Source organism: Paramuribaculum intestinale (genome assembly GCF_003024925.1).
Lineage (GTDB): Bacteria > Bacteroidota > Bacteroidia > Bacteroidales > Muribaculaceae > Paramuribaculum > Paramuribaculum intestinale.
The window spans coordinates 1-6,911 of the sequence record NZ_PUED01000134.1 but is presented as its reverse complement, the minus strand read 5'-3'; the positions used below and the strand labels follow the sequence as shown (position 1 = coordinate 6,911).

General features: G+C 45.8%; 7 protein-coding genes. 4 read left to right on the top strand and 3 right to left on the bottom strand.

Annotated elements, in window-relative coordinates:
• The 3 genes from C5O24_RS09650 to C5O24_RS09640 form a co-directional block, all read right to left on the bottom strand.
• The coding region (locus C5O24_RS09650) for a type I restriction-modification system subunit M (RefSeq protein WP_133165519.1) at positions 1-651 on the bottom strand (651 nt) is incomplete at its 3' end.
• 14 nt (positions 652-665) lie between these two features.
• Positions 666-3,395 (bottom strand): type I restriction endonuclease subunit R, encoded by a 2,730-nt coding sequence (locus C5O24_RS09645; protein WP_107036522.1) that lies wholly within the window; start codon positions 3,393-3,395, stop codon positions 666-668.
• A gap of 56 nt (positions 3,396-3,451) precedes the next feature.
• Positions 3,452-3,694: a helix-turn-helix transcriptional regulator gene (locus C5O24_RS09640; protein WP_107036557.1), complete on the bottom strand. Its 243-nt coding sequence runs from the start codon at positions 3,692-3,694 to the stop codon at positions 3,452-3,454.
• 216 nt (positions 3,695-3,910) lie between these two features.
• Between C5O24_RS09640 and C5O24_RS09635 the strand changes: the two genes are divergently transcribed.
• The 4 genes from C5O24_RS09635 to C5O24_RS09620 all read left to right on the top strand — a co-directional run bounded on the left by C5O24_RS09635 (position 3,911) and on the right by C5O24_RS09620 (position 6,686).
• Positions 3,911-4,177, top strand: coding sequence for a hypothetical protein (locus C5O24_RS09635; protein ID WP_107036523.1), 267 nt, complete (start codon positions 3,911-3,913; stop codon positions 4,175-4,177).
• A gap of 134 nt (positions 4,178-4,311) precedes the next feature.
• Positions 4,312-5,871: a beta-N-acetylhexosaminidase gene (locus C5O24_RS09630; protein ID WP_107036524.1), complete on the top strand. Its 1,560-nt coding sequence runs from the start codon at positions 4,312-4,314 to the stop codon at positions 5,869-5,871.
• Between the two features lie 288 nt (positions 5,872-6,159).
• The gene (locus C5O24_RS09625) at positions 6,160-6,360 is read left to right on the top strand and encodes a helix-turn-helix domain-containing protein (RefSeq protein WP_107036525.1); all 201 of its coding nucleotides are present in this window, start codon (positions 6,160-6,162) and stop codon (positions 6,358-6,360) included.
• On the top strand, positions 6,357-6,686 hold the full coding sequence (locus tag C5O24_RS09620; RefSeq protein WP_107036526.1) for a HipA N-terminal domain-containing protein: 330 nt from the start codon (positions 6,357-6,359) through the stop codon (positions 6,684-6,686). The genes C5O24_RS09625 and C5O24_RS09620 overlap by 4 nt, the downstream gene beginning before the upstream one ends.
• Positions 6,687-6,911 lie beyond the last annotated feature (225 nt).

Genomic DNA, 6,911 nt, shown 5'->3' with positions numbered 1-6,911 from the left:
GGTGACAACAAGTGCGGTGTTATCAGTTCCGCTCAATGCCTCGTTTCGCAGAAACTCCCGTTTCTCCTTGTCCTGACTCTGATTTTTCATATAATCGAATGCGGCAAGGAGGAAGCCGCCGGTGCCACAAGCCGGGTCACAGACTGTTTCGGTTATTTTAGGGCGGGCGCAATCAACCATTGCCTTGATAAGGGGGCGAGGTGTAAAATATTGACCAGCACCGCTCTTCTTGTCCTGACCGTTACGTTCCAAAATGCTTTCGTAAATAGCACCCTTCACGTCGCCTTCGAGAAGCCAGTCTTCCTCATCTATCATCGTGATGACCTTTTTGAGATAGACCGGTTTGTCAATCTTGTTCTGAGCTTTTGTGAAGATTGTGCCGATAAGATTATCCTGACGACTCAAAAAATCGAGCGTTTCTTCATATTGCATTAGAAGGTCTGTTCCGTCGAGAGCAGTCAGTTCTTCCCACTGATACCCCTCCGGTATGGCCGATTCCTCGCCGAGTTCACGGTTCTCCTTATCCATTTTCAGAAAAAGGAGATATGTCAATTGAGTTATGTAGTCAGTAAAGCCTACACCCTGACCTGAAAGGGTCGTGGCGAGGGTCCATACTTTTTTTATGATTGATTGTTCTGTATTGTTTGCCATTGCCGAGTTAAATTTTAGGCTACATTTCTGTGATAGATTATGAATCCGGCGAGAGACAAAAGAGCCTTGTTCGCTTCTGTGAGATTGCCAAATGCTTTAACAAGCTGAGCCGCCTGAGATTTGTCTTCCTCTCTGATATCCTTTATAGTTACAGCTCCATTTGATGCTATATACCTTACAACCTGCTTGATGACCTCAATCTGCTTGTCGGAGATATTACGCTGAAGCTGACCGTACCAGAGGTTGAAATACTGGTTGGCCGACGAACAGAGCGAGTCGAGGCGGTCAATCTGACCGAGGGCATAACGCACAAGCTGGATTATATTTGTCAATGCCTCCTTCTCCTCTTGTGTTGAGCGTGGCTTTACCTTCTCGCGATTGAGAAGAGAATAACAATTCCAGAGTTGAGAGACATTGAACTGGGAGTTTGCCCTGCGAAGCTGGACTGAGAGGTCGCGAAGCATTGAATAGGTCAACGGTTCGCCGGAGTTATTATAGATTATGCGCAATGCTTCAATCTCATCAGCATGTGTCTTGCAGTAATCCTCAAATGCGGAAGTCGTTTCCTGTGCTTCCTCCATAGAGAATCCTTTGGATATAAGGGTATCCTCACCGGGCATCAAGGTTTTGATGAAACCTGCGTTGAGAGTAAGCAGAAGCTCACGCGCCTTCGGATTATTTGCCAACGGCGCAAACAGACCTTTACGATCTAAATTAGGCTCATTGACATTGCGATACGGAGGCAACGATGGAGACGTTTCGGGGTCGATTGCCTTGAACATCCTTTCCGAAAGATCGGCCATAGTTATGCCGTGGGTCAGTTCAGTAAATTCATTGCGCTGTCCCTCGGTAGATTTGGAAGAAATACGAGCCAATCGAGCTGCCAGAAGTTTGAAATAACCGTCAGGAAGTTCGCCGTGCGTCATACGTTCAAGGAGTTTCTTGAATGTTATTGTCTCGGTCGGGCCTTCATCTTCTCCGGGAGCCGGAACTGTCTTTTCAGATTCAGTAACGCCGACAGCATCCACCAGAAAGAAGCAGTCCTTGCTGAAAGCATTCGGGGTCACGTTTCGCAGCACATCATCACCGATGGTGCGTGTGCCTCGTCCCTTCATCTGGATATACAGTGGTTCTGAGCGGACATCACGCATGAAAATCAGGACTTCAAGCGGCTTTACATCCGTGCCGGTGGCAACGAGAGTACAGGTAACGGCAATGCGGAACTCCTTGTCGTTTCGGAAAGAGCGGATAAGAGCATCGCTGTCGCCGGAGGAATACGTTATTTTCTGTACGAACTTATCATCATCTTCCTTGCCGAACACCTCTTTGACAATCTTGACAATGTTGTTGGCATGAGCCTCGTTGAGGGCGAATATCAATGTCTTGGGCAGGTAGCCAAAATTTAGTTCCCGCTGCGGCTCAATAAACATTTCAGAATAAACGGCATCCTTATATGTCTGTAGGATAAGCTTAATTTGAGCCGGATTGATAATGGAGCGGTTCAGTTCCTCCTTTGTGTAGTTCTGCGATTCGCGGTTGGTGATAGTCTCTACCTTGCCTGTGTAGCGTGTCACCTGACGCAGTTTGTCTCCGACACGGATTGCTCCACCGTTTTCTGTTTCCTGAGTCTTGATACGATAGATTCTTGCGCCTACATTGACACCATCGACTATTGATTTTTCAAGAGTGTAGTTGACAACGATATTGTTGTTGAAGAATGCCTTGGTTTCGGGCACGGGGGTTGCTGTCAGGCCAATCAACCGTGCGGTATTGAAATATTCAAGCACTTTCTTCCAGTTGCCGTAAATAGACCTGTGACATTCGTCTATAACGATGAGGTCGAAATAATCCTGCGGCAAAGCCGGATTCGGAGGGAGGATTATGTCTTCGGTAGTGCCGGATTCCTCGTCATCGTCATTATCGGTCGTAATCGGCTCACCTTTCAGAAAAGCGAAGAGTCGCTGAATGGTAGAAATTACAACATTGGCATCCTTTGGTATGACTGCAGATTTAAGGCGGGACACACCAAATATAGTATTAAACGGGTCTCCTGTCTCTGTCAGTCTGTAAGTGCCAAATTCGCCCTCAGCCTGCTTTCCAAGGTTATTACGGTCAACCAGGAAAAGGACTCGCCGCATTTTTGCATAATTCAAAAAGCGATAGGCCGCTGTTACAGCAGTATATGTCTTGCCTGCACCGGTTGCCAATACCATTAAAGCGCGATTCTGACCGGCGCGGAACGATTTTTCAAGTTCGGTGATTGCTTCAAACTGACAGTCACGGAGTCCGCGTTTCTTCACCACCGGGAGACCTGCAAACTGATCTTCTATTCCAAGCATCTTGACAATCTCTTTCGGAGAATGGATGCGGTTTATCTCATCGTAGGCCGAGTCTTCCTTTTCTTGATTCTTGAAAAGGACAGATTCGCCATTGGATAGATAAACGAGAGGCAAGGGATTGGAATGGGTCTGATAACAGCAGGGGACGGCACGAGTGTAGTGCTCGGCTTGTTCAGCAACATAATCAGCCGTAATATCAACTTCTTTACGTTTGGCTTCGAGCACACCAACCGCTTTTCCGTTTATAAAGAGGAAATAGTCAGCTTCAAGATTGTTCTCAAGCAATCCCTCCCGTATAGCTACGGCAGTTGCGGCCGGTGTATAATGGTCGCGGTCGGTGACCTCCCAACCTGCGTCCTCAAACCAGCGGTCAATCTTGACTCTTGCTTTTTCTTCCGGTGTCATGTTCCTATATCTTTATATTATCGGAAGTTGTAGTTCAAAAAAACAATCGCATATCACTATTCCCCATAGCTTAACTCCGGCTCTGATGCAATGGCTGAATCATTTGGATTCAAAAGCGTGCGAACATCAATATGCAGACACTCGGCAATATCGTGAAGCGTTTCCAGTGAAGGTTGAGCGGTGTTCGTACACCATTTTGAAACCGTTGCAGGGTCTTTGCCGAGTTCTCGCGCAAGCCAAAGATTGGTCTTGTGCTGCTCTGCAAGCACTACTTTGATCCGGTTGATATATTTTGCCATAGTCAATGTGATTTGCGAATTATGCAAATTTAGTGAAAAATTCTGAAACCACAATGGAAAAGACCAATTTTCGGAGTAAAAAGCGTTCCAAAGCCCAATGAGTCGGGGCTTCGCATGGAATGTATCATAAAAAATGTATGAATGGCGTAACTTCTTCATTTACCTTTGATGCCCTGTGGTATTATCCATTGTAATGACTAAAAGCAACACTCAGGTATGAATAAGGTGATTTCAGTTATCGTGGCACTCATAGTGACATTTAACGCCCTCGCTGTCGATCCGGCAGGAGCAAGAATTGATCGAGACGGAGGCATGGATATTCCAACTCCTATCTTGATAATAGGTTTGATAATTGCTACAATAGGATGCTTCGCATTGGGGTTGAGCAAGAACAAAGACGGCAAAAGGGACTCCTCCGGTATGATTGGGCTGGGTGTCCTTGGCGTTGTCGGCCTAATAGTAGCATTTAATCATATATGCTGAAACATGTAAAATGGTAAAGGACACAAAAGGGCGACAAATAGACCTTAATCAATTAAAACTGTCCAAAGTGTTTGCCACTTTGGACAGTTTATTCTTAACTTTACCTACAAATAACCATTATCAAGATAACCTGTATGAACCACCGATTATCCATTCTTCTCCTGCTTGTATCCTATGCAGCCATCACATGCGGTCAAATCGTCTTTCCCTCTCCCAACCAAGTGGAAATGAAAAAAGGCAAACTCACCTTACGAAAGAACATTTCCATGTACGCTGCGGACACCACCGCATTTTACGTAAGCCTTTTGCGTAGCGAAGTGCTCCGCAACTCTTCCGTCAAATGGCAGTCCAACGCATCGACCGCTCACATCTGCTGGATGAACGACACGTCGCTTCCGCCCGAAGGATATAAGATAAGCATCAATCCGAAACAGATGACCATAACCGCCTCCTGCGAAAGAGGGTTCGTCTACGCCGTGCAGACTTTGCGTCAATGGGTTTCGGGCCCGGCCGGGAAACTTACCTTTGCCTGTGCCGACATCACCGACTCCCCCAGTATGCAATGGCGCTGTTTTATGCTGGATTCCGGACGCCAGTACCAACGGGTATCCACCATCAAAAAGTACATCGACATGGCTTCCCTGCTTAAAATGAACTATTTCCACTGGCATCTGACGGAAGGGTTGGGATGGCGGATAGAAATCAAGCGGTATCCGCGCCTTGCCCAAATAGGAGGTTCGGTAGGAAAGGCAGAAGAACAACACGGATTCTACACACAGGAAGAGATACGTGAAGTAATCAGCTATGCCAGCCAGCGCAATATCACCATCGTGCCCGAGATAGATATGCCGGGACACGCGGAAGCTGCTCTTTCTGCCCATTCGGAGTTGGGCTGCTTCGGGCTGCCCGTCGAAGTGCCTCAACATGGATTCACCCAAAACATATTCTGTGCCGGAAAAGATGAGGTGCTGACTTTCCTGAAAAACGTATTGGACGAAGTATGTGAACTATTCCCATCCCCCTACATCCATTTGGGAGGAGACGAAGCACCAAAGGGGAATTGGAACAAATGTGAAGACTGCCAAAAGAGAATAGCAGCGTTGAATCTGAAAGACAGTCACGACCTCCAACTATGGTTCTCCGCACAGATGGCAAACCACTTGAAGCAAAAGGGACGCAAAGCCATCTTCTGGGGAGATGTCGTATATCAGGACGGATATCCGCTGCCCGACAATACAGTCATCCAATGGTGGAACTACCGTGGACATAAAGACTTAGCGCTCCGCAATGCACTCAAACACAACTACCCGGTCATTTGCAGCTCCAACTACTATACGTATCTCAACTTTCCGCTCACTCCGTGGCGGGGATATGCAAAAGAACGCACGTTCGACTTGAAAGACTTGTATTTGAACAATCCTTCAAACAAGGCTTGCAATGAAAAGAATCCTTTGATTCTCGGCATGAGCTGCGCATTATGGACAGACGACGTAGTGACGGAACGCATGATAGACCAACGCCTGTTTCCCCGCATCATCGGACTGGCAGAACAGATGTGGTATCAGGGAGAGCCACTGGACTTTGCCCGTTTCTATGAGCACGTGCTTCAAAAGAAAGAATGGTTCGAACAGCAAGGATATGAATTCGGGCCGGCTTTAAAAAGCGAAGTGCCGCAAGATTACAAATGGGATTAAAAAAAGAATATCATGAATAAAAGGAACTTATTTATCGGTGTTTCCGCCCTATGCGGCAGTTATCTACAAGGGCTGACTTTACATACACAACCCAACATTATTTATATTTTAATGGACGATCTGGCAACTATTTCATGAATTACTTTATTGGTTTACTATATTAGACTCTTATGCTTGATGATGTTCACAGATAGACTTAATCGTTCAATAAGTACAGCTTATCATACTTTTATTTGATGACATTAAGAATTATTCTTATTTTTGCGCAAAAGTTTATTATGTCAGACTATGGAACTAAAAGATATAATGAAAGAGCGACGAGAAATCCTTTCTCTGACCCAACAGGATCTTGCGGAGATGGCGCAAGTCGGGCTTGCCACGATCAAGGACATTGAGCGTGGCAAGGGTAATCCCGCGCTCAACACCGTAAAGAAGATTCTTGATGTACTCGGCATTGAGATTGAATATCGCATAAGGCAGACAGTATGAAACAGCTTGAAGTTTATTTCAATGATATAAAGGCCGGGATTCTTTCCGAGCAGAATCCCGGAACCGGGTATTCTTTCCAATATGATGAGGAATATCTCAAATCTGCCATGCCACCAATATCGGCAACTTTACCAAAGAAAGTCACAGCATATAGTTCTGAACATCTATTCCCTTTTTTCTCAAATATGCTTCCTGAGGGAGCCAACCGTCGCGTTATATGCCGCATCCTGAAGATTGACGAAAATGACTTTTTCGGACTACTTGAAACAATGGCCGACAGAGATTTCATAGGAGCTGTAAATGTAAGGAGGATAAAAAATGATTGAAATTAGGAACTGCCCGTCTTCTCTCATAGAGGGATTCGATACATACAGCCCCAAGGCCGCTAAATCTCTTTTCGGAAGGATTAAAGTGAATCCTATACTCGGGTTTGATATTGACGAGTTCCGAAACGTTGGAGAAAAAGTTTTCTTTCAGAAAAGATGAGACGCAATTACGTCCGCATCGTAAACGAACGGATAAGCCGCTTCAACAGAATATCCGAATAATAT

Excerpts from the sequence above, each read along its gene's own strand:
- C5O24_RS09630 (WP_107036524.1), top strand. The coding sequence starts at position 4,312 with ATGAACCACCGATTATCCATTCTTCTCCTGCTTGTATCCTATGCAGCC.
- C5O24_RS09620 (WP_107036526.1), top strand. The coding sequence starts at position 6,357 with ATGAAACAGCTTGAAGTTTATTTCAATGATATAAAGGCCGGGATTCTT.
- C5O24_RS09645 (WP_107036522.1), bottom strand. The coding sequence starts at position 3,395 with ATGACACCGGAAGAAAAAGCAAGAGTCAAGATTGACCGCTGGTTTGAG.
- C5O24_RS09625 (WP_107036525.1), top strand. The coding sequence starts at position 6,160 with ATGGAACTAAAAGATATAATGAAAGAGCGACGAGAAATCCTTTCTCTG.
- C5O24_RS09640 (WP_107036557.1), bottom strand. The coding sequence starts at position 3,694 with ATGGCAAAATATATCAACCGGATCAAAGTAGTGCTTGCAGAGCAGCAC.
- C5O24_RS09635 (WP_107036523.1), top strand. The coding sequence starts at position 3,911 with ATGAATAAGGTGATTTCAGTTATCGTGGCACTCATAGTGACATTTAAC.